Below are 20,876 nucleotides of genomic sequence, written 5' to 3'. Positions count from 1 at the left end.
GTTAGATCACCTTTGCTTCCATGAGGTCGTGCATGTGGAGTGCGCCGATCAGGCGTCCTTCGGCATCGGTGACGAGAAGCTGATTGCACTGGAACTGTTCGAGCTGCTTGGCAGCGGCAGCGGCAAGCTCGTTTGCACCGATCGTATGCGGGCTCCTCGTCATGACGTCTCCAATCTTTACGTTGCGAATATCGCCGACGCGTTCGATCAGACGGCGCAGGTCGCCTTCGGTGAAGATGCCGACCACTTTGCGTTCGTGATCGACAACGGCTGTCATCCCGATGTGCTTTCGGGTAATTTCACGAACTGCCTCGAGCATCAACGTTTCGGGTGTTACGCTCGGAACGGCCTCGCCGCAGCGCATGACGTCTTCGACATGGATGAGCAGACGACGACCGAGAGCACCGCCAGGGTGGCTACGCGCGAAATCTTCCTTGCGGAAGCCCTTGGCCGACAGGCAGGCGACGGCAAGTGCATCGCCAAGCGCGAGCGTGCAGGTCGTCGAACTTGTCGGCGCCAGGTTGAGCGGACAGGCTTCGCGTTCGACATGGCAGTTGATATGAAGGTCGGCGTGCTTGGCGAGGCTCGATTCGGGGTTGCCAGTCATGGCGATGAGCGTGGCTCCTTCGCGCTTGAGCGTCGGGACGATCATGAGAAGTTCGTTCGTTTCGCCCGAATAGGAAATGCCGAGCACGATATCGTCCTTGGTGATCATGCCGAGGTCGCCATGTGCGGCTTCTGCAGCATGAACGAAAAAGGCAGGCGTACCCGTAGAGGCAAACGTCGCAGCAAGCTTGCGGCCGATATGACCGGACTTGCCAACGCCGCTCACGACAAGGCGTCCTTTACAGCCGATGATCAGGCGGACCGCTTCTGCAAAGTCGGGCGTTTCGGCGATCCTATCCGCCGCACGGCGAACGGCGTCGGCCTCGTGCAGCAATACGTCGCGCCCGAGGCATACCGCCGCCTCGGCATTGAAAATTGTGGGCATTGGAGACCCCTGCGAAAAAAAGGACTGTCAATCTGTTAATGATACCTTTTGATCGAACGATCGAAAGCGCTGAGGCCCTGGGGCAGTTGAAACAAAAAATCCCGCGGCCGGCATGCCCGGCGCGGGATTTGAGGCTATTCGAGGATCGAATTAGTGATTGAGGATCTTCGAGAGGAACTTCTGCGCGCGATCGGTGTGCGGTGCATTGAAGAATTCCTGCCCCGGAAGGTTTTCGATGATTTCTCCCGCGTCCATAAAGATCACGCGATCGGCCACCTTGCGGGCAAAACCCATTTCGTGCGTGACGACCATCATGGTCATGCCTTCCTTGGCGAGGTTCACCATCACGTCAAGCACTTCGTTGATCATTTCCGGGTCAAGCGCAGAGGTCGGTTCGTCAAAGAGCATGCAGACGGGGTCCATGGCGAGCGCGCGAGCGATGGCGACGCGCTGCTGCTGGCCGCCGGACATCTGACCAGGGAACTTGTCGGCATGCTTCAGGAGTCCGACACGATCAAGGAGCTTAAGACCACGTTCTTCGGCTTCTTCACGGCCGCGGCCGAGGACCTTCATCTGGGCGAGAACGAGGTTTTCGCGGATCGACAGGTGCGGGAAGAGCTCGAAGTGCTGGAACACCATGCCCACGCGGCTGCGCAGCTTCGGCAGATCCGTCTTCGGGTCGCCCACGGAAATGCCGTCGACGATGATCTCGCCCTGCTGGAAGGGTTCGAGCGCATTGACCGTCTTGATGAGCGTCGACTTGCCCGAGCCCGAAGGGCCGCAAACGACGACGACTTCACCCTTTTCGACGTTCACGGAACAGTTCTTCAGCACCTGGAAGTTGCCATACCACTTGCTGATGTTCTTAATTTCAATCATTGCCATGGGAAATTTTCCTGATGAGGTCCGCTATAGAGTTAACGCGCGGAGGCCATTTTCGACTGCACGCGGCGCACCAGCATGGAAAGCGAGAACGACACGGCTAAGTAGCACAAAGCGGCGAAAGAGTACATTAAAACGAGCTGGCCGTCACGCTGTGCGATCTTGGTAACGGCACCCATAAAGTCGTTGCCGCTAATAACATACACCAAACTCGTATCCTGAAAGAGAATGATGAGCTGCGTCAGAAGCACGGGAAGCATGTTGCGCACGGCCTGCGGAAGCACGATGTAGCGCATGGTCTGACCGTAGCGAAGTCCAAGTGCTTTGGCCGCCGAGAGCTGTCCCTTGCTCACCGACTGAATGCCCGCTCGCATAATTTCCGAAAAATACGCCGCTTCAAAGAGTACGAACGTGATGATTGCGGTGAGATCTGCACCGATCATGACCGGGTGATCGAGCCCGAGGATCACTTTGAGAACTTCCGGCATCAGCAGGAAGAACCAGAATAGGATCAGAACGAGCGGGACCGCACGCATGAGATTCGTGTAAAAACGCGAGAAGTTCGAGAGGAACTTGTTGCGCGAGAGCCGGCAGAGTGCGAGCGCAGTGCCAAGCGCAAGGCCGCCAACGGCGGTGATGGCGGTGAGCTCGAGCGTGTAGCGGATGCCCGAGAGGATGTAATCAGCCGAGCCGGTGATGGAGGTGAAATCAATCGACATGTCGGCGCTCCTTACTTCGAGGCAATAAAGCCGGGGATGGCGCAACGCTTCTCAACGAAGCCCATAAACGTGTTCACGGCGAGCGCAATAACGATGTAGATGATCGTCGCCCAGAGGTACGCAGCGAAGAACTGGAAGGTGTTTTCACCCATTTCGTTGGCGCGCATCGTCAGCTCCGGAAGTCCGATTGTGAGGGCCACAGCGGTGTTTTTGACCAGATTCATCGCTTCGCTCGTCAGCGGCGGGACGATGATGCGCATTGCCATCGGAATGACCACGTAAAGGTACCCCTGCAGACGTGTCATGCCGAGTGCACGAGCGGCGTTCGGGAGTCCCTTCGGGATCGACGAGATGCCAGAACGAACCTGTTCGGCCACGCGCGACGACGTAAAGAGTCCCATGCAGATGAAGGCCGTAAAAAACTGTGACCAGATCGGATCGTTCTCGATCATCCATTCCTTGTACCAGGGGATGAATTCCGGGACGACAAAAAACCAGATGAAAATCTGAACAATCAGCGGGATGTTGCGAAAGAGTTCAATCCATCCCTCGCTCAGAATGCGAAGTGGCTTGTTGTCAAGCGTGCGAAGTGTGCCGACGATGATGCCGAGCAACAGCGCGAGCGCGAAAGCTGAAAGCATCAGACCGATTGTCCAGCCCGCGCCGCCGAGAATATAGAGCCACCAGGGATCGTCGCTCAGAAGCGACGTTTCCGTAAGGGAACTCAGGTTGAAGTTGAGCGCCATGCGTAAGCCTCTTTTTTTATTCTTGTTTGCCCGTGCGGCCCGACGAAGGGTTCGGGCCGCAATCGGAGCTGGATAAACCTGCCTCACTCGAGCGAGGCAAGAAGCTCCCTGCACGGCTTCATGAGCTAGCTTGCCGTGCAGGGAGAAAACGGTGGAACCGGTGAATCGCGGCCGGTTCCGGTTGCCCTAACTCAGATGCCCTTGTCCGAGGGATTCGCAAAAAGTTCCTGCGTGAACTTGTTCATCTTGAAGTTGAGGTTGACGTTCTTGGGCGGAATCGGCTCCTCAAACCAAGTGTGATAAAGCTTGCTGAGTTCGCCCGATTTGATCATGTCGGTGACGGTCTTGTCGACGAGGGTTTTGAACTGCGGATCGTCCTTGCGGAACATGGCGCCGTAGGGCTCGACCGAAAGCGCTTCGTCAAGGATCTTGAAGTCCTGCGGGTTGGGAAGGTTGGCGATCTGCCCCGCGAGCAGCACGTCATCGAGCACGAATGCGTCAGCACGCTTCTGCGCGACGAGCTGCATGGCTTCGGCGAAGTCCTTCGTCATGAGAAAGCGGACCTTGATGCCGTTTTTCTTCTCAAACTTCTTCATGAGCGCGACTGAGGTCGTGCCGGACGTGACGGCGACGTTCTTGCCATTGAGATCTTTGATGGTGTTGATGCCGCTCGATTTCCAGACAGCCGCAGAAACCTGAATACCAAAATAGCTCACGCTGAAGGCAGCTTCCTTCTGGCGAACCATCGAATTCGTCGTGGAGCCGCACTCGATGTCAACTGTGCCGTTCTGAATGAGCGGAATGCGGTTGGCGGATGTGACAGCCTGGTACTTGACGTCGAGCTTCTCAAGGCCAAGCGTTTTCTGCGCGGCGTCTGCAACCGCTTTGCAGACAAGGAAGGCGTAGCCAGTCGGTTTGCCTTCGGCGTCAAGGTAGGAGAAGGGAACGGAACTCTCGCGATAGCCGAGTGTGATCGAGCCGGTTTCCTGAATTTTCTTGAGCGTTCCCGTCAGTTCGGCCGCATTCGCAGCTGTTGCTGCGGCAAGCGTCAGACCTACGACGACGGCGGCAAGGCGATTCAGTTTGGTCATGGCGGACTCCTTAGGGCATGCGTTTATCGTTGTTTTCGTCGTAGCGACGAATATCGGATGTTTTCTTTTCTTTGAAGCAAACGCCGTGCCAAAAGTGTTTTTACGGTCCGCTCGGATCTTTTTCTAGGTGAAAGAGCTCAAATGAAAATGTGTTCGATCAAAAGAGAACCGCCCGCGCGTTATTGATGCGCGAGCGGTGGTTTCGGGGTAGGAGCTGTTTGTTTGCGGGCTTGCACCAAACGAGTGCAAATTATGCCGATTTGGTGCGCAACTTTAGTCGTCCGTGTGGAAAACGGGTTTTCTGCCTTCCACGAAAGCTTGAAGCGCTTCAGCAGCCTCAGGGGTGGCGGCTTGGCGTTCGTAGACGCGCTCTTCGAGTTCGGCGCCTGCGCTCAGCCACTGATCGCGAGCTGCACGCATGACAGCCTTCGTGGCGGCTACTGCCTGCGGCGGCAACACCGCGAGGCGAGCGGTTTTTGCCGCAACAACGTTTTCGATGTGCTTTTCGTCAACGACGGCTGTAATGAGGCGCATTTCGCTCGCTTCGTCTGCGCTGATCGGTTCGGAAAGAAGAAGCTTCTCAGCTGCACGCGAGTAGCCAGCGGAGAGCGTCATGAAGAAGGCGGCGCCGAATCGCGGCGAGCGGGCGAGCGCAACGGACGGGATGCTGAAGAGGGCGCGGTTGCTTGCGTAGACGAGATCGCACCAAAGCAGAATCGCAAAGGCTTCGCCTACGCACGGGCCCGTAATCTGCGCAATGATGGGCTTCGGGAAGCGCTTAAGCGCGTCAAAGCACCGGTGCATCGCCTCGTCGATCACTTTCGGCGTCTTGAGGCTTTCTTCAAAGTCGGCGCCTGCCGAGAAGATGTCTTCGCCGCCTTTGAGCAGAACGACTCGCACTTTGGGATCGTCGGCAGCCGCGTCGAGCAAGTCGGCGATCTGGCAGAACATATCGCCGGAAATCGTGTTGCGGCGGGCCGGACGGCTGATGGTCAAACGAAGGATGCCGTACTCGACAGCGGAAATGATGCTCATGGGCGTTACCGGTGCGTGAAAAAAGAAATGGAAAAGGCGCCCGAAGCCGATCTGCAACGGGCCCCAAAAGTCAGGGCGCCATTATAGGAGTGCCGGACGCGGCGAGCGGCTTGCTCCAGCGGTTTACCTCCGAGCCCATATGCTCGGGGGCTTTGCCGATTGTGAAGCCGAGCGCCGACATGAGACCGTCCATGGCGGCATTGCCATTCAGCACATAGCCGACGAGCGTCGTCTGTCCGGCTTCAAGGGCTTCGGTTTCAATTTTGTGCATCAGTCGCCGTGCGAGGCCGAGACGTTGCCTGTCGTCTCGAACGACAACACCGAACTCGGCCGTCTGCGACTCTTCGGTGATGTGCCAGCGCGCTACTGCGCAGAAACGTTCGCTGCCGTGTTCATCCGTTTCGGTTGCGACCCAAGCACCTTCGCGGCTGTAGTCGAGTCGGCAGAAGGCGGCGATGCGTTCGTCGGATATGCGAACGCTCGAGTGAAAGCGCAGGTAGTAGCTCTTGTCGCTCAGTGCTGCAATGAATTGCTTGAGCCGTTCAAAGTCTTCTTCAAGGAGTGCGCGCACGACGAAGCGTTGTCCGGGCTTAGGTTCGAATGGTTCGACATCTTCAATGGGGGCAGCTTCAACGACCAGGTGCGGGAAACCGCGCTCGGGTGCAAGCGGCGCATCGTAGAGCGAGATCGAGCCATCGAGAACGGAAATTTGACTCTCGAAGGGCACGACAGGCTCAAGCCTGATTTCTCGGATGGCAGGCAGTGCCTCTGCCAAGTCCGAAAGGCGGCAGAGTGCGAGCGCCATGAGGAGGCGGTTGACGGGCGGCAGGCCTCGGAATGCGTCAAGTGCCTGCGCCGATTCGATACTCGAAACGAGCGAAAGTGCTTCAGGTAGCGGCAGTGGAGGGATTGCCGAACAGGCGTTGCCTTTAAAACGTCCAAAAAGCCCCGCCGCAGCGTACTCGATCACTGGTCCGAGTACGGCGTCGTAGCGGATGCTCATACGGAATTCGCGCTCGGGCCCGTGATCGAGCATCTTTTCGACCAATATGCCTTCGGGCTGCGCGAGCGGCGCGCCCTGCACAAGGTTGTCGGCGAGTTTTGCCCAAGCTTCAGTGAGTTCTTCGCGACCCGCAATGTGCAAAAAGACGAGTCCGGCTTCCGTGCGCCGCGTCATGCCGAGCGCAACGGTCTTGAGTGCGACTGGATAATGGAGTGCGGCCGCTGCGTCAAGCGCTTCCTCGAGTGTTCGCACAAGGCGACAGGGCACGGTTGTGAAGCCTGCTGCACTGAGAAACGATGCCGTTTCGAGAGCGTTCAGCGTGTGGCGCCCCTCGGCGAGTGCTTCTGTGCAGATGGCCCGCAAGGTGGCGAGCGCCTCGGGCGCGAGTCGCCAGCGTGTTGCTTCAAAGGGCAGACGTTTCGCATTGTTGGTCGCGTTGCGGCGAACAAGCATGCCGAGGCCCGTTGCGGCGTCCTCGAGTGATCTTGTTGCGATCAGCTTCGAGTCGGGGACGCTCGCGATCTGCTGACGCACCGACGCGGTGAGCTGTTCACTTATCCAAGCTGCGGCAACGGGTTTCACGGTTTTGATCGAGCTCTGCGCGAGCAGCTCGAAGGTCGGATCGCAGCTTGCCATCGGACCGGGGGCTAGCGCAACGAGCACGTTGTCGATGCTCGGGTCCTGCAGCACGATTTCGAGCGAATCCCGGATCTGTTCGGGTGTCGCACTAGGGCCGAGCACGAGCGGGTTGTTGGGCACGCGCGCGAGCGGGCGAAGTGCATGCAGCTGTGCGGTTGTTTTTGTGGAAAAGCCTTCAATGAGGAGATGGTTGTTGGCTGCGGCTTCAGCCGCAATGCCTGCAAAACCTGCGTTATTCGCGATGACGGCTGTGCGGCGGCCGTTGCTGCGCCGTGCACTGGCAAACGCAGCGACAGCTGCGCAAAAGTCCTCAAAACGTTTCACGCGGATCGCGCCCGCCTGGCGGCAGAGTGCTTCAAAGGCTGCGTCTTCGCCCGCATCGCAGTCAAAACGTGCGCTCGCGATGCGGTCGGCGGCAAAACCAGCCTCGCCGCCTGCGTGCAGGATGACGATGGGCTTCAGTTCAGAGGCGGCGCGCACGGCGCTATAAAAACGGCGCGGATCGCGAAGCGCTTCAACATGCAACGCAATGACGCGGACCGAGCGGTCGGCGGCAAAGCTGTCGACGAGGTCGGCGAGCCGAATGTCCATTTCAAGCCCAACGTCGACGACACAGGCAAACCCGAGTCCCGTGGCCTGCATTTGATCGACGAGGCTCGTTGCCACCATCCCTGAGTGTGCGGCAACAGCAATGTTGCCCGGACTCGGGAGCTTCGGCCAGTAACTTGCGTTGATGCCGAGGTGCGGCATCATAAAGCCGATTGAGTTCGGGCCCACAACGCGCATGCCAAGTGTATGTGCCTGATCGAGCAACTCGGCGATTTCGCTCTTGTCGCTTAAAAGCCCCTCTTCCTGTGGAGCAAAAAGCACGAAGCGGGGCTTTTTTTTCGCAAGCGAGCGAATGACCTCGGGGAAACGCCGCCGTTCGACGGCGACGACCGCCAGGTCGATCTGCGCGGGAATGGCGTCGACGGTGGCGTAGCAGCGCGTTTCGCCCACGTATTTGTATTTCGGATTGACCGGCCAGATATTCACAATGCCGCTTGAAGCGCTCACGGCGCGCCAGATGTGAAAGCCCCGACTGCCGAGCCGCGCGCTCGCGCCGATGACGGCTACCGAGCGCGGTCTGAGCATGTCCGAAATGAAGGAGAGGGGTTCCATCTGCAAAAATGGCCGGCCGCAGGGCGGCAGACCGACAAAGCGACGAGATGAGAGACAGTTTAGCGAATGGGGGACGCGCGGCAAATCGAACGGGCGAGCAGGCGCAAGAATAGCGCCGTGTTGCTAGACTCGAAGGATGGGGCTCTGCGGAGCCCGCTTGCGCCAAGCTTTTCCGATTATGAAGATCAACGGTATTCCCACACGAACCATACGCGCGATCGATAACGGCGCCGCCGTGGAGATCATCGACCAGACACTTTTGCCGTACCGCTTTGAGAAGCGGGTTTTGAGCGACTGGCGCGACTGCGTCGAAGCCATTTCGGTGATGCGGGTGCGCGGCGCACCTCTCATCGGTGTCACGGGGGCCTGGGCTGTGGCGCTGGCCGTTCGCGAAAATCCAGAAAATGAGCCGCTTCTGAAGGCCGCAGAGACTATTCAGAACGTTCGGCCGACGGCGGTTAATCTGCAGTGGGCCGTGCAGAAGATGCTTGCGACGCTATTGCCCCGCGAGCCGTCGCTTCGCTTGGAGGCGGCGCTCAAATGCGCAGCCGAAATCACACAGGCCGATGTCGAAACGTGTCGAGCGATTGGGGAGGCGGGCGCTGGCCTCATCAGCGAGCTTTATTCAAAGTTGCGCCGCCCGGTCAATGTCCTCACGCACTGCAACGCAGGCTGGCTCGCGACGGTCGACTACGGCACGGCGCTTGCACCGATTTATGCTGCATTTGAGCGTGGTACGCCGCTCCATGTCTGGGTCGGCGAAACGCGCCCGAGAAATCAGGGACTTCTGACCGCCTGGGAGCTCGAGCAGCAGGGGGTACCGCATACGATCATCGTTGACAATGCAGGTGGGCAGCTTATGCAGCATGGCGATGTGGATGTGGTGATCGTGGGGGCCGATCGCATCACGCGCCGCGGCGATGTGGCCAATAAGATAGGCACCTATCTCAAGGCGCTTGCGGCTGCAGACAACGATGTGCCTTTCTATGTGGCGGCACCCTTCTCGACAATCGACTGGAATCTCAACGACGGCAAGCGAGAAATTCCGATCGAAAACCGCTCGAGCGACGAGGTGCTGAGCATCCGCGGGGTGGACCGCTCAGGTGCCGACATCACTGTTCAGCTCGCCAGTGCTCGCGAAGCGGCGGCCAATCCTGCGTTTGATGTCACGCACAATCGCTTCATCAAGGGCATCATCACCGAGCGCGGCGTTTTTGCGCCGACGGAACTCTGCTTGGCCTATCAAGACGTTATCGAGTCGATGCAATGACCGAAATGGATACCGCGCGCCTGCGCGCACGCGTCATAGAAGTCGCTCGTGAAATGAACGCGCGCGGCATTAATGTCAACAAGTCGGGGAACGTTTCTGCACGCGCGTGTCGTGCCGCCGCGGATGGGTTTGTAATTACCCCGACGGGCGTGCCCTACGAAACGCTTCGCCCCGAGGATCTCGTCTTTGTGCCGCTTGCTGAACCGCTTTCGGTGCGGGATGCGATTGGGCGGTATCTGCCTTCGAGCGAATGGGAAATGCATGCACGCGTCTATCTAGCGCGTCCCGATATCGAAGGGGTCGTACACACGCACTCAGCATACGCAACAGCGCTCGCTTGTCAGGAAATGCCGATTCCCGCGTTTCACTACATGGTTGCTTGTGCCGGCGGCGCTTCGATCGATGTGGCGCCATATCGTACTTTCGGTTCAAGCGAATTGGCGCAGGAAGCCGCAGCTGCGCTCAAAGCGCGCAACGCGTGTTTGCTCGCGCACCATGGCGTGCTTGCAGCGGCATCTACGGTTGAGAAGGCGCTCGTTTTAGCTGCAGAGGTTGAAAATCTTGCGCACCAGTACGCGATCGTTCGTACGCTCGGTACGCCGAAGCTCATCGAGGAAGACGAGATGCAGCGCGTGATTGAGAAGTTCCGCACGTATGGACAGCCGCAAAAGCGTTTGTCGGGCAACGAGACAGGAGGAAGCGAATGAACGGGCCAGTGCCGCCGGAGCGGTGGCTCAGAGCCGACGGCACGACCGTGGCTTGTACCGAATCGATCAAGGTGCTTGAAGAGAACTGGCATGAAGCTGTCGAGCTCTTGCAGGCGATGTATGAGGACGCCGTTTTGCTTGGCGTCGGTAAAGTCGCTTTCAAAGAGGCGATGCACGGGCTCGTTGATGCGCTCGAGTGCGAATACGCCGAAAAGCAAGCGCCCGAGCGGGAGGAGGAAGAAAAATGAAGTTTCGTCAATTTTTCCGAGCCGCATGCCTGACGGCTGCGGCAGCGATTCTTGTCGGGTGTGCGCACCCGGATTTGATCGATATGTCGACGCCTAAGAGTGAAGTGACCGCATCGCTCGGCGAACCCGATGCGACCGTGGCGCTTGCGAATGGACAGACGCGGCTCGTTTATTCACTGCAGCCGATGGCGCAGGAAGTCTGGTGGATTACGCTCGACGAGCAGAATCGCGTCGTCTCCAAGGAGAACATTCTCGATCGCGAACACTTCGCGCTGATCGAACCCGGTCGCTCGACCGAAGCCGATGTTTGGAATCTCTTGGGGCGCTGTGCGCAAACCTATACGTTTGCGCTCAAGAACGAGCATGCCTGGATGTATCGCTTCCTTGACGAAGGGATGTTCCACATGGCCTGCTGGGTTCAGTTCGATACGCGAGGCGTTGTGACCGAAGTCGGTTATACGACCGATCCTTGGCACGATCGGGACGGCGACTGGTTCTGAATCGGGCGGCGTTCTTCTGAAATGGTCGACAATGTTGTCTCTTCCATCTGAAGAGAGCCGCAATGCCGATCACAAATCCGACAGCTCACCCGACCGATCGAATCGACCGCATCAAAGCCTGCGCGAGCGGCAGATGGCGCGAAATATTTGTGCGTCTTGGGATGCCCGAGACGCACTTTCTTCGGCCCAACAAGTCCTGTCCGCTTTGCGGCGGCAGGGATCGCTTTACGTTTTTCGCCAATGAGGCCGATGGCGGCTGGCTCTGCCGCCGTTGCGGGCATGGTGACGGTATCGAGCTTGTGCGTCGGTTTTGTTCGGCGAGCTTTCCACAGACGCTCGAGAAGCTTGAGACCGTTCTCGGTCTGCCTCATCCAAACGAACGTTACAGCCGACGCCGTTTTGACTTGAAGTCTGCTCGGCAGGCCGAAGAGGCACGGCTTGCTGCACTGGCCGAGGTGTGGGAGCGAGCTCAGCGTCTTTGTGTACCCGTAGCTCACACAGAAACCAATCCTGCGCTTCGCTATTTGAAAAGCCGCGGCCTTGGCGAATGCGATCGCAGCACCGAGCTGAGATGGCTTGCCGACGAGCCCTATTGGGAGACGGACGAAAAAACGGGGCGGCCGGTGAAGGTCGCGTCTTACCCCGTCATGCTCGCTCGCGCAACCGACGAAGCGGGGCGCCTCGTGGCATTGCACCGCACGTACCTTACGGCGGCAGGCGAAAAAGCCCCGGTTTCGGCAGCAAAGAAAATGAGTGCGGGCGCGATGGGTAACGCGCTTGTCCGGCTCTTTCCCGCGTCGAATCTTCTCTGTCTCTCCGAAGGGATTGAGACGGCGCTTTCAGTGCATATGCTGACGGGGCTGCCGGCTTGGTCCGTCATCTCGCTCTCGGGCTTCAAGCGCTTTGATGCGGTGCCCGTGGGTCTCGAAAAGCTTTTGATCTACGGCGACAACGATGCGTCCTTCAGCGGTGCGGCGGGTGCTTACGAACTCGCTACGCGTCTCCGTGCAAAGTATCCGCACCTTGCTGTCGAGGTTCGGATACCGACGCGCGTTGGTGAAGATTGGAACGATGTCTGGCAGCGCGAGCGTTTATCGCTTGGCCGCTGATGGTTTAGCTGTCGAGCGCTTGGTGAGAAGTGTTGCGGTAATCCCCGCAGCAATGATGATGCCGATGCCGACGGCGCTCTGCAGCGAGATCGGCTCGCTAAAGAGTACGAGGCCAAGAAATGCTGCAAAGACAATCGCAGAAAACTGCAGCGCGCTTGTAAGGAGCATATTGCCTGCGCCCCAGGCGCGCGTCATGCAAAGTTGCGCAATCGTCGCAAAGATGCCCATACCGAGGAGCGGCGGAATGTTCTGTGCCGTGAGCGGATGGAGGCCTCCGTCGAGAAGCTGACCGACCAGTCCCCAAACGGTGCCGAAAAGCGTAAAGAAGAAAACGATGCGCCATTCGGGCTCTTTCATGACGCAAAGCTCTTTCACTTGGAAATAGGCAAGAGCCGTGAAAAAACCAGCGCTCGCGCCGATGAGCGCGGCGGCTTCGTCACCGGCTCGCAGTTCCGGGCGCAATACCAACGTGATGCCGAAGAAGCCGACGAGGACGCTCCCGACGAGACCAAGCTCCAGGGGCTCTTTCCTGCGAATGGCGAGTATTGTCAGGATGAGCGCCATGTAGAGCGGGTTCGTGTAGTTGAGCGTCATCGCCGTACCGAGCGGCAGCGCGCCGATCGCGAAGAACCAGATCGAGAGCGCGAGCGTACCGAGGAAGCTGCGCTTCATGTGCGAGAGAAAGCGTTCAGTGCGGATACTCAGTCCCTTGACCAGTGCCCAGCCACCGATCGTGACGACGCCAAAAAGCGAGCGGTAGAAAACGAGCTCGAACGTGCCGAAATCTTGGGCGCCGAACTTGGTGCAGGCTGCCATGAGCGAGAAGCAGGCAGCCGCGGCAAGCATCCAAAGGCTTTGCATGAGAAAAGAGAGGGGGGAAAGAAAAAAAGAAACCCGCCGCAGCTTGGACTGACGGCGGGGAGCGTGCCGTACCGAATCCGCTTCAGCGAGCGGATTCGGTCAAGCCGAAAGCTTATTCGGGCTTGGGTTCGCGGCGCAGCTTGATGTGCAGTTCACGCAGCTGCTTTTCATCCACGGGCGCCGGGGCGTGCGTGAGCAGGCACTGAGCGCGCTGGGTCTTCGGGAAGGCGATGACGTCGCGAATCGAGTCGGCACCGCACATCATCGTGACGATGCGGTCGAGACCGAAGGCGATGCCACCGTGCGGGGGCGCGCCGAACTGCAGGGCTTCGAGCAGGAAGCCGAACTTCTGACGGGCTTCTTCCGGACCGATCTTGAGGGCTTCAAAGACCTTTTCCTGAACATCTTCGCGGTGGATACGAATCGAGCCGCCTCCAATTTCCCAGCCGTTGAGCACGCAGTCGTAGGCCTTGGCGTAGCAGTGTTCGGGGTCGCTGATGAGCTTGTCTTCGTGACCGTCGAGCGGGCAGGTGAACGGGTGGTGGCACGAGACCCAGCGGTCTTCTTCTTCCGAGTACTCGAACATCGGGAAATTGATGACCCACAGGGGTTGCCAGCCTTCCGTGAAGAGGCCGTGCGACTTGCCAAATTCGGAGTGACCAATCTTCAGGCGAAGTGCGCCGAGGCTGTCCCAAACGATCTTGGCCTTGTCGGCACCGAAGAAGACGACGTCGCCGTCCTTGGCACCCGTGCGCTCAAGGATGCCCTTGAGTTCGTCGTCCGAGAGGTTCTTGACGATCGGCGACTGCAGACCTTCGCGGCCACGGGCGAGTTCGTTGATCTTGATATAGGCGAGGCCTTTGGCGCCGTAGATCTTGACGAATTCGGTGTAGGCGTCGATTTCCGAGCGCGGCATGGAGGCGGCGCCGGGCACGCAGAGGGCGACGACCTTGCCGTTGTGGAGGTTCTTCACGCCCGAGAAGACCTTGAACTGCGAGTTCGCGACGATGTCGGTGACCTCCTTGAGTTCAAGATGCACGCGAAGGTCGGGCTTGTCCGAGCCGTAGCGGGCCATCGCCTCGTCCCAGTGCATGGTCGGGAACGGGTTCTTCAGGTCGACGTCGAGGACTTCCTTGAAGACCGTGCGAACGAGCTCTTCCATGAGGCCGCGGATTTCGTCCATCGTGAGGAAGGACGTTTCAATATCGACCTGAGTGAATTCGGGCTGGCGGTCGGCGCGAAGGTCTTCGTCGCGGAAGCACTTGACGATCTGGTAGTAGCGGTCGAACCCGGCGCACATCAGCATCTGCTTGAAGAGCTGCGGCGACTGCGGCAGCGCGTAGAAGCAGCCCTCCTGAACGCGCGAGGGCACGAGGTAGTCGCGGGCACCTTCCGGGGTCGAGCGCGTGAGCATCGGCGTTTCGATGTCGATAAAGCCGTGCGCGTCGAGGAACTTGCGGAAGGCCATTGCCGCGCGATAGCGCGTGCGCAGGTTCTTCTGCATCTGGGGACGGCGAAGGTCGAGAATGCGGTACGTCAAACGCGTCGTTTCAGAAAGGTTCTGATCGTCAAGGTTGAACGGAGGCGTGGCGGACGCCGAAAGAATTTCGAGTTCCTGGCAGAGAACTTCAACGCCGCCCGAGATGAGGTTTTCGTTCTTGGTGCCTTCCGGGCGAGCGCGCACAAGGCCGACGACCTTGAGGCAGTATTCGTTGCGGCACTTGTCGGCCGTCGCGAAAACGTCGGGACGGTCCGGGTCGCAGACGACCTGCACGAGACCTTCGCGGTCGCGAAGGTCGATGAAGATGACGCCGCCATGGTCGCGGCGGCGGTGGGCCCAACCGTAGAGGGTCACAGTCTGGCCAATGAACGATTCATCGACCAAGCCAGAGTACACGGTTCGCATAGAAGCTCCCAGAAAAGCCGAATAAGAACGCATTCGGTCGGTTGATTTAAGAGACGCGCAGCAATCTGCGCGTGCCGAAACTTGATAGGTTGAAACGCTGCCCCGGTTCGGAATCGGGCCTCGAAAGGCAAAGGCTAGCCGTCAAAGGTGCTCTTTTCAAAGAGCGCGCATAGCAAAAATTTTAGCGCCAACAAAGGTACGGGAAGGTGTCGGCGCGCAATTTCAACGGCACCCTGTGCCTCGGACGGTATTTGCAAAGCCTTTTCTGGCGTCGATTGTTCGTTCATCAGGCACTTTTGTCAGCCGCCGGCGTCATCACCCCGAGGGAAATATGGAATTTGAAGGCTTCGTCAACCGTGGCCGAAGTGGGCTTGAGTGCGCTGCGTTCAACCATGAGGACATAGCCCGACGTCGGGTTCGGGGCTGTCGGCACGAAAACGGTTACAAGCGACTCGCCCCCGATCTCCTTGGCTGTTTTTTTACCCGGTTCAGCTACGACAAAACCGTAGGTCCAAACGCCCGGACGCGGGAATTCGATCAGAACCACCTCCTTGAAGCTCTGCGTCTGGTCAGAGAGGATGGTCTGTAGGATCTGCTTGACGCCGGAGTAGATCGGTCGCACGAACGGGATTTTTTCGAGAAGCGATTCCCAGGCGCGCAGCACCCACTGGCCGATGATGTTGGCTACGAGAACTCCGGTAACGAGAATGACAATCCCGGCAATGACGAGTCCGATTCCCGGCACGTGAAAGCCGAGAAAGGCGTCCGGACGCCAGTCGGGCGGCAGCAGACCGAGAAGTGAGTCGCTCCAGCGGATGATCGATTCGAGCACCCAGACGGTGACGGCGAGCGGAATCCAGAGCAGAAGACCGGCAGAGAAATATTTCTTGAGCATGGCGAATACAGAAAAAGCCGCGGCTTCCCGTCAAAGGAAAGGAGCGCGGCTTTTTGGTGTTTGTCTGCGACGTCAGTTTTTATTGTTGCGGGCGTGCACTGCGGGTACGGCCTTGGGGCCGCCGCCGAAGTCGGTCGCAGCCCAGCCGGAACCCTTCAGTTCGAAGCCGGGTGCGGAAAGTTCCTTTCGGAAAGTGTCTTTGCCGCAGTTCGGGCACTTCGTAAGCGGCTTGTCGCTCATCTTCTGCAGATAGTCCTTTTCAAAGCCGCAGGAAGAGCATTTGTAAGCGTAAATCGGCATTTTCTTTTCTGACGCCAAAGTTTTCTTGAAGAGACGTGATTATAGACGCGCGCGCCGCTCCAACACCGTCTGCGGACGACACGAACGAAAAAAGGCCGGTATCCGAAGGACCGGCCTCTTTCGTCAATCCGCTCGGGTCCGTTCCGAACGAGTTCGGAACGGACGATTGCGATGCAGCTTTGAGGACGCTTAGTCGACCTCTTCCTTGCGCTGGAACTTAGCAGCAAGTTCTGCCTGCTTCTGCGCGGGCAGCGGCTGGTAGCTATCGAGCGTCATGCTCCAGGCACCCGTGCCCTGCGTGATGGCGTGCAGGCGCGTCGCGTAGTCGTCGAGCTCGGCCAGCGGCACAACGCCAGTGATCTCCATGATGCCGCCGGGGAGCGATTCGGTATTGGAGACTTGACCGCGGCGGCTGGCGAGGTCGCCCGCAATGTCACCCATGTAGCTTTCGGGGGCGGTGATTTCGACCGAGACGATTGGTTCGAGCACCTGAGGTTTGGCCTTTTCGAGAGCGTCGAGGAACGCCTTGCGGCCTGCGGCGACAAAGGCGACTTCCTTCGAGTCGACAGGGTGGCTCTTTCCGTCGTAGACAATGACGCGAAGGTCCTGCAGCGGATAGCCAGCTGCGTAGCCCGTGGCGAGCACTTCTCGCACGCCCTTTTCTACGGCAGGAATCAGGTTGTAGGGGATGGCGCCGCCCTTAACCTGATCGACGAATTCGAAGCCCGCGCCGCGCGGCAACGGTTCGACGCGCAGATACACTTCGCCGAACTGGCCGGCGCCGCCCGTCTGCTTCTTGTGGCGTGCATGCCCTTCGGCCTGTGCGGCGATCGTTTCGCGGTAAGGAATCGAAGGTGTCGAGGTTTCGACTTCAAGCTTGAAGTTGACGAGCATGCGCTCGAGAATCGAGCGGACATGCATGTCGGTCAAGCCGCGGATCACCGTTTCGTTCAGAACGGTGTCGTGTTCGACGACCATCGTCGGGTCTTCGGACTGCATCTTTTGGAGCACTTCGCTCATGCGGCTTTCATCGCCGCGGCGGGCGGGCTTGATGGCAAGGCCGTACATGGGTTTCGGGAATGCGATCGGACGCATGTGAACGCCAGTGAGTTCCGGGTCGCCGTGAATGACCGAGCCGTAACGCAGTTCGTCGATCTTGGCGATGGCGCCGATGTCACCCGGGCAGAGCGAGTCGGTTTCAGCCGTATTCTTGCCCTGCAGAATGAGCGGATGCGCAGTCTTGACGCCCTTCTTGCTGTCGTCGATGTAGACGACGGAGTCCTTCTTCATCGTGCCCTGATGCACGCGGAAGACACCGATCTTGCCGATGTACGGGTCGTTGACGATCTTGAAGACCTGAGCGATGAGCGGCAGATTCTTGTCGGGTACGGTCTTGTAGGGCGTGCCGTCGGCATTGAGGAAGAGCGCGTCGTTGGCTTCGGCCGGACTCGGCAGATGGCGAATGATCACCTTCATGAAGTCGCGGATGCCGATGAGGTTCTTCGCGGAGGTAAAGCAGACGGGGATCACATGGCCTTCGCGCAGTGCCTTCGTAACGAGCGGATGGAGCAGGCGCGGGTCAACGTGACCTTCCTCGAGATACTTCTCGAGCATCTCGTCGTCTTCTTCGATGATGCGCTCGATGAAGGCACGGTGCACGTCCTCAACGCTCATGATGTCCGATTCACCTGTGTCGCGGTCGAAGCAGTCGATCACGCGGGTGCGGTTCTTGGTCGGAAGGTTGATCGGCAAAACGCCGGGACCCCAGGTTTCACGAAGTTCTTCGAGCAGTTTTTCGAGATCCGCGTCGGGCGCGTCGCACTTATTGACGACAATCATGCGGCAGAGGTTGCGCTCCTTGGCCGCCTGCATCATGCGGATTGTGAGGAGTTCCGGACCCTTCGTGGCGTCAATGACGGCTGCGACGGATTTGACGGCATCAAGCGCCGAGAGGTCCTGACCAAGGTAGTCGGCATAGCCCGGGGTGTCGAGCACGTGAATGCGTACGGGCGTGAGGTCGGGCATGGCCGTGTCGATATGCGCCACGGCAAGGCGAATCGAGTGCTGAACCTGCTTTTCGAGCGGGTCGTTGTCGCACATGGTGTTGCCGCGCTCGACGCTGCCGAGTTCGGAAATCATGCCGGAACGGTAGAGCATGGCTTCGATGAGGGAAGTCTTGCCGCAGGAGCCGTGCCCTACCAACGCCAAAGTACGAAGATTTTCAGTGGAATAGTTGCTCATATGAACCGCCCCTAGATGATTTGGAATGGGTTGCAGATCCACCCATTTTGCGCCGACGATTCGAATGAGCAGGTCCTGTACTGCGTCTCTTTGACGCGGATCGAGAAAGCGCTTTGAGAAGTTTTCCGTGGGCGGTTTTTTGTCAGATAATGAATCTTCTATGCGAGCAGCTTTTGTGAAGAAAACGGTCCGATGCGGCCGAGCGGCTGCGTCGTAGTTTCGTCAAACGGCGGCCTTTTTCAGGCTGCCGTTTTCAGTTTGTACGGGCAAGGTAATTTCGAATTCAAGCCCGTGCGGGAGGACGTTTTTGGCCGACAGCGTACCGTGTTGACTCGCAACGGCGCTTTTGGCAATTGCAAGGCCAAGACCGAACCCAGTACCCGTATGTTCGCGGTTGCCGCGCACGAACGGGTCGAACATGCGAGCGAGCTCTTCTTCTGACATTCCGGGGCCCTCGTCGATGCAGCGGATGAGCAAACCTTTGGCGCGCAGCTCGACGGCGAGCGTGATGGTACCGCGCTCGGGTGTGAAGCGCAGTGCATTGCGCCCAATGTTGATGAGTGCGCTCGAGAGCGCGGCTTCATTGACTTCGAGCGTGATGTCTTCTGTCAGCCGATCGACGAGCTTTACTTCAACGCCGCGGCTCTGCGCTTCAAAGGCGAGCGTGTCGCGCACGGCGCCCAGAAAGGCGCGAGCCGATACGGTTGCCGTCTCAAGCACAATGCCGCCCTCAAGTCGTGCATAGGTGAGGAGGCTTCCTATCAGTTCGTCAATGGCGCGAACCTCTTTTTCGATGCGTTCGAGCGAAGCGGGTACGCGACTCGGATCGAGCTTGGCAAGGTCAGTGGCCACTTCAATGCGGGCCAAGGGGCTTCTGATTTCATGGCTGACGTTGTGAAAAAGCTTGCGCTGCCGGTTGATGAGCTTTTCAATCTGGTCGGCCATCCGGTCGAAAACCTTGGCAAGTGCTGCGACCTCGCCGTCCGCGGGGCCGATGTCCTTTTCGATTCGCGTGCTGAGGTCGCCTTCAGCCACTTTCCGCATCGCTGCGTCGAGCCGACGCAGGGGACGCGAATAATAGAGCGCGAGAAGCCACGCGACGCAGAGCGTGAGTAACAGTGCTGAAACGATGGCCGTAAGCGCCGGTGTAAGGCTGTTGAAGGGGAAAAGATTGAGCCGCACGGGGGGCAGTGAAGTGTGCACGGCAAATATGAAGTAGGGCTTGCCTCCGATCTCAACTGTTTTGACCGCTTCGGAAGGGAAACCTTCGCCTCGTGCGTCGGGGACCTTGCCGCTCTGCAGGGCTTCCAGGAGCTGACGAGCACGTTCCGGTACCGTTCGTCCGCTCAGTTCGACCCCTGATTTTGTCATTACGAAGACAGTCGGCCTTTGGTTGGCATCGCTCAGAAGCCACTCGACGAGCCCTGCCTCGCCCGCGTAGCGGTGCATGATGAAGGCCGTTTCGACTGCGCGCTGTCCGCCGTAGCGAAGCGAAAGCGAATTTTCGAGCTTGGCGACGACCTGCGACTGCACGACGTAGGCGGCGGTCCAAACCGCGGCGGCCGTTGCCAGAATGACGGCAATGAGGCCGCAAAAGAGGCGCCAGAACAAACTGTTGAACGAAGCGGGCAGCGGCGGCACTTTCAGACTCCGGACGATCGTACGCGCTAGCTAGACCGCCGATGCGGCCTATTTGCGCGCGAGGCGGCAAGTTCAGTTCTCTTCGGGGGGCAACGGCGTTTGCGAGAGGATCACTAGCTGGTAGCCGACGCCGCGGATGCTGTCGATTGCAAGGGCTTTGCCGACGGCTCTGGCGAGTTTGTGCCGAATGGAGGAAACGTGCACGTCAATGGCACGATCAAAGGGGCCCATCGCACGGCCGAGCACCTTCGGGTAGATGTCCTCTTTGGCAACGGGTTTGCCGACGCTCCGCGCGAGCATGTCAAAAAGCGAGAATTCCGTGCTCGTGAGATCGATCGGACGGTCGCCGCAAGAGACGCGGCGCTTGCTCGGGTCAATGGTAACGGGGCCGACTTTGAGCGGCGCGATCATGGCCTCCGCGTGGGCTGAGCGACGCAGAATAGCGCCGATGCGTGCAACGAGTTCGCGCGGCGGGCAGGGTTTCGGGACATAGTCGTCAGCACCGAGTTCAAGCCCCAAAATGCGGTCGACGGGGTCGCCGCGCGCAGTAAGCATGAGGACGGGAATCTGACTTGTAGCGCGAATTTCGCGCAGCACGTCAATGCCGCTCATGCCGGGCATCATCACGTCGAGCACGACGAGATCGAACGTGCCGTGCTTGAGCTGCGCGAGTCCTTCCGGACCGTTATAGGCGGGAGTGGTCTGAAGGCCTTCAAGCGTGAAGTAGTCGACGAGGAGCGTCACGAGATCGACGTCGTCGTCAATGATCAAAATGCGGCGAGGCGACTTATGCATGGCTTTATTCACAGTTGACTGATCCAAGGCAACTATCGAATCATCTTAACAAAAGACGATCAGCAAAAAATTTTTACGAGCTTCGGGGCGAACTTAACGCTTGCAATAAGCAACTTCACGCTCAGCTTGATCAGAA

The 20,876-nt window shown here is 58.8% G+C and carries 19 protein-coding genes; 5 read left to right on the top strand and 14 right to left on the bottom strand.

Translation table 11 applies throughout. The features are described from left to right. Window position 1 precedes the first annotated feature (1 nt). The 7 genes from H6A60_RS00445 to H6A60_RS00415 all read right to left on the bottom strand — a co-directional run bounded on the left by H6A60_RS00445 (window position 2) and on the right by H6A60_RS00415 (window position 8,267). Complete coding sequence (locus H6A60_RS00445) at window positions 2–991, bottom strand: KpsF/GutQ family sugar-phosphate isomerase (RefSeq protein WP_205101376.1); 990 nt, start codon at window positions 989–991, stop codon at window positions 2–4. A 150-nt stretch (window positions 992–1,141) separates the two neighbouring features. Next, window positions 1,142–1,870 (bottom strand): amino acid ABC transporter ATP-binding protein, encoded by a 729-nt coding sequence (locus tag H6A60_RS00440; protein ID WP_205101553.1) that lies wholly within the window; start codon window positions 1,868–1,870, stop codon window positions 1,142–1,144. A 38-nt stretch (window positions 1,871–1,908) separates the two neighbouring features. Beyond that, the gene (locus tag H6A60_RS00435; RefSeq protein WP_205101375.1) at window positions 1,909–2,592 is read right to left on the bottom strand and encodes an amino acid ABC transporter permease; all 684 of its coding nucleotides are present in this window, start codon (window positions 2,590–2,592) and stop codon (window positions 1,909–1,911) included. 11 nt (window positions 2,593–2,603) lie between these two features. Beyond that, window positions 2,604–3,338: an amino acid ABC transporter permease gene (locus H6A60_RS00430; protein ID WP_205101374.1), complete on the bottom strand. Its 735-nt coding sequence runs from the start codon at window positions 3,336–3,338 to the stop codon at window positions 2,604–2,606. Between the two features lie 191 nt (window positions 3,339–3,529). Next, the gene (locus H6A60_RS00425; protein ID WP_205101373.1) at window positions 3,530–4,429 is read right to left on the bottom strand and encodes an amino acid ABC transporter substrate-binding protein; all 900 of its coding nucleotides are present in this window, start codon (window positions 4,427–4,429) and stop codon (window positions 3,530–3,532) included. 273 nt (window positions 4,430–4,702) lie between these two features. Next, window positions 4,703–5,464 carry an enoyl-CoA hydratase-related protein gene (locus tag H6A60_RS00420; RefSeq protein ID WP_205101372.1) on the bottom strand — a complete coding sequence of 254 codons (762 nt, stop codon included), beginning with the start codon at window positions 5,462–5,464 and terminating at the stop codon, window positions 4,703–4,705. Between the two features lie 70 nt (window positions 5,465–5,534). Beyond that, window positions 5,535–8,267, bottom strand: coding sequence for a bifunctional acetate--CoA ligase family protein/GNAT family N-acetyltransferase (locus tag H6A60_RS00415; RefSeq protein ID WP_239477510.1), 2,733 nt, complete (start codon window positions 8,265–8,267; stop codon window positions 5,535–5,537). Window positions 8,268–8,445: 178 nt separating this feature from the next. Between H6A60_RS00415 and mtnA the strand changes: the two genes are divergently transcribed. The 5 genes from mtnA to H6A60_RS00390 all read left to right on the top strand — a co-directional run bounded on the left by mtnA (window position 8,446) and on the right by H6A60_RS00390 (window position 12,101). Then, a complete protein-coding gene (mtnA, locus tag H6A60_RS00410) occupies window positions 8,446–9,537 on the top strand; it encodes an S-methyl-5-thioribose-1-phosphate isomerase (RefSeq protein ID WP_205101552.1) in 1,092 nt (363 codons plus the stop codon). After that, on the top strand, window positions 9,534–10,244 hold the full coding sequence (locus H6A60_RS00405; RefSeq protein WP_205101370.1) for a class II aldolase/adducin family protein: 711 nt from the start codon (window positions 9,534–9,536) through the stop codon (window positions 10,242–10,244). Before mtnA ends, H6A60_RS00405 begins: the two co-directional genes overlap by 4 nt. Next, on the top strand, window positions 10,241–10,492 hold the full coding sequence (locus H6A60_RS00400; RefSeq protein ID WP_205101369.1) for a hypothetical protein: 252 nt from the start codon (window positions 10,241–10,243) through the stop codon (window positions 10,490–10,492). The genes H6A60_RS00405 and H6A60_RS00400 overlap by 4 nt, the downstream gene beginning before the upstream one ends. Continuing rightward, window positions 10,489–10,992 carry a hypothetical protein gene (locus H6A60_RS00395; protein ID WP_205101368.1) on the top strand — a complete coding sequence of 168 codons (504 nt, stop codon included), beginning with the start codon at window positions 10,489–10,491 and terminating at the stop codon, window positions 10,990–10,992. Before H6A60_RS00400 ends, H6A60_RS00395 begins: the two co-directional genes overlap by 4 nt. A gap of 62 nt (window positions 10,993–11,054) precedes the next feature. Next, on the top strand, window positions 11,055–12,101 hold the full coding sequence (locus H6A60_RS00390; RefSeq protein WP_205101367.1) for a DUF7146 domain-containing protein: 1,047 nt from the start codon (window positions 11,055–11,057) through the stop codon (window positions 12,099–12,101). On the opposite strand, the gene H6A60_RS00385 is transcribed toward H6A60_RS00390, so the two are convergent. From H6A60_RS00385 to H6A60_RS00355, 7 genes are all read right to left on the bottom strand, one after another. Next, the gene (locus tag H6A60_RS00385) at window positions 12,084–12,947 is read right to left on the bottom strand and encodes a DMT family transporter (protein WP_239477486.1); all 864 of its coding nucleotides are present in this window, start codon (window positions 12,945–12,947) and stop codon (window positions 12,084–12,086) included. The genes H6A60_RS00390 and H6A60_RS00385 overlap by 18 nt on opposite strands. Window positions 12,948–13,074: 127 nt before the next feature. Further along, on the bottom strand, window positions 13,075–14,868 hold the full coding sequence (gene aspS / locus H6A60_RS00380) for an aspartate--tRNA ligase (RefSeq protein WP_205101365.1): 1,794 nt from the start codon (window positions 14,866–14,868) through the stop codon (window positions 13,075–13,077). Window positions 14,869–15,154: 286 nt separating this feature from the next. Continuing rightward, window positions 15,155–15,763 (bottom strand): DUF502 domain-containing protein, encoded by a 609-nt coding sequence (locus H6A60_RS00375; protein ID WP_205101364.1) that lies wholly within the window; start codon window positions 15,761–15,763, stop codon window positions 15,155–15,157. A gap of 72 nt (window positions 15,764–15,835) precedes the next feature. Further along, entirely contained in the window at window positions 15,836–16,063 is a 228-nt protein-coding gene (locus tag H6A60_RS00370; RefSeq protein WP_205101363.1) for an FmdB family zinc ribbon protein, read from the bottom strand. Between the two features lie 189 nt (window positions 16,064–16,252). After that, window positions 16,253–18,304: an elongation factor G gene (gene fusA / locus H6A60_RS00365; RefSeq protein ID WP_205101362.1), complete on the bottom strand. Its 2,052-nt coding sequence runs from the start codon at window positions 18,302–18,304 to the stop codon at window positions 16,253–16,255. A 222-nt stretch (window positions 18,305–18,526) separates the two neighbouring features. Next, complete coding sequence (locus H6A60_RS00360; protein ID WP_205101361.1) at window positions 18,527–19,945, bottom strand: ATP-binding protein; 1,419 nt, start codon at window positions 19,943–19,945, stop codon at window positions 18,527–18,529. Window positions 19,946–20,017: 72 nt separating this feature from the next. Beyond that, window positions 20,018–20,740, bottom strand: coding sequence for a response regulator transcription factor (locus tag H6A60_RS00355; protein ID WP_205101551.1), 723 nt, complete (start codon window positions 20,738–20,740; stop codon window positions 20,018–20,020). Between the last annotated feature and the right edge of the window lie 136 nt (window positions 20,741–20,876).

The organism is Sutterella massiliensis (assembly GCF_016899755.1).
Classification (GTDB): domain Bacteria; phylum Pseudomonadota; class Gammaproteobacteria; order Burkholderiales; family Burkholderiaceae_F; genus Sutterella; species Sutterella massiliensis.
This window is presented reverse-complemented; position numbering and strand designations above follow the sequence as displayed.